Below are 1,181 nucleotides of genomic sequence, written 5' to 3' on the forward strand. Positions count from 1 at the left end.
GATCATAATTAGAGATGAGAGAGGAAAATAAATTATGTCAAAACTGCGTATTCTTCATTTAGTTGGATCAGCACACAATGATTTTTACTGTAATTTATCGCGTCTTTACGCTCAAGATTGTTTGACAGGAATAGGAGATCAATCACGCTATGATTTTGAAATTGCATACATTACACCTGATCTTTTGTGGAGATTTCCCCCTTCTCTGAGTTCAGAAGATATTGCTATCACAAAACCTATGTCTCTATTTAAAGCTATAGAGTTTCTAACAGCGCGAAACATTGATTTGGTATTACCACAAATGTTTTGTATTCCGGGAATGACTCACTACCGCTCCCTATTGGATTTGCTCAAAATTCCCTACATAGGTAATACTCCAGATATTATGGCCATAACAGCCCACAAAGCCAGAGCAAAAGCCATTGTCGCCGCAGCAGGGGTAAAAGTTCCTCGTGGAGAAATTCTGCGTTCTGGAGACATTCCCACCATTAAACCTCCAGCAGTCGTTAAACCTGCAAGTTCCGATAACTCTCTAGGAGTAACTTTAGTTAAAGATGCTACTGAATACGAAACTGCTTTAAAGACAGGGTTTGAATATGCAAAGGAAGTGATTGTAGAAGAATACATCGAACTTGGTAGAGAAGTCAGATGTGGTATTTTTGTTAAAAATGGTGAGTTAGTAGGTTTACCCCTGGAAGAATATTTAGTAGACCCCTACGAAAAACCCATCCGCAACTATGCTGATAAACTCCAACAAGGAGATGATGGCAACTTATATTTGACCGCTAAAGATAATATAAAAGCTTGGATTGTAAATACGCATGACCCCATCACGCAAAAGGTTCAGGAAGTGGCTAAAAAGTGTCATCAAGCTTTAGGATGTCGTCATTATAGTTTATTTGATTTTCGCATTGATCCAAACGGAGAACCTTGGTTTTTAGAAGCTGGTTTGTATTGTTCTTTTGCGCCTAAAAGTGTCATTTCATCTATGGCCAAAGCCGCAGGAATCTCTCTCAATGAGTTATTAATAATTGCTATTAATGAAACTTTGGGTTAGAGGATGTTTGAAAAGTGGTATTCCGTAATTTTCATCACATTGCTACCCCCCTTAGTCCCCCCTTGTAAAGGGGGGAAACAATAAAAATCCAGTTCCCTCCCCTTTACAAGGGGAGGGTTAGGGT

General features: G+C 39.0%; 1 protein-coding gene. It reads left to right on the forward strand.

The window, feature by feature from the left end:
• Positions 1-34 precede the first annotated feature (34 nt).
• Complete coding sequence (locus IQ228_RS26175; RefSeq protein ID WP_193965030.1) at positions 35-1,057, forward strand: D-alanine--D-alanine ligase; 1,023 nt, start codon at positions 35-37, stop codon at positions 1,055-1,057.
• The last annotated feature ends 124 nt before the right edge of the window (positions 1,058-1,181 follow it).

It is taken from the genome of Dolichospermum sp. LEGE 00246 (genome assembly GCF_015207865.1).
Classification (GTDB): Bacteria; Cyanobacteriota; Cyanobacteriia; order Cyanobacteriales; family Nostocaceae; genus Dolichospermum; species Dolichospermum heterosporum.

Bases quoted from the DNA above. Each gene is read 5' to 3' on its own strand.
- IQ228_RS26175 (WP_193965030.1), top strand. From the start codon at position 35: ATGTCAAAACTGCGTATTCTTCATTTAGTTGGATCAGCACACAATGAT.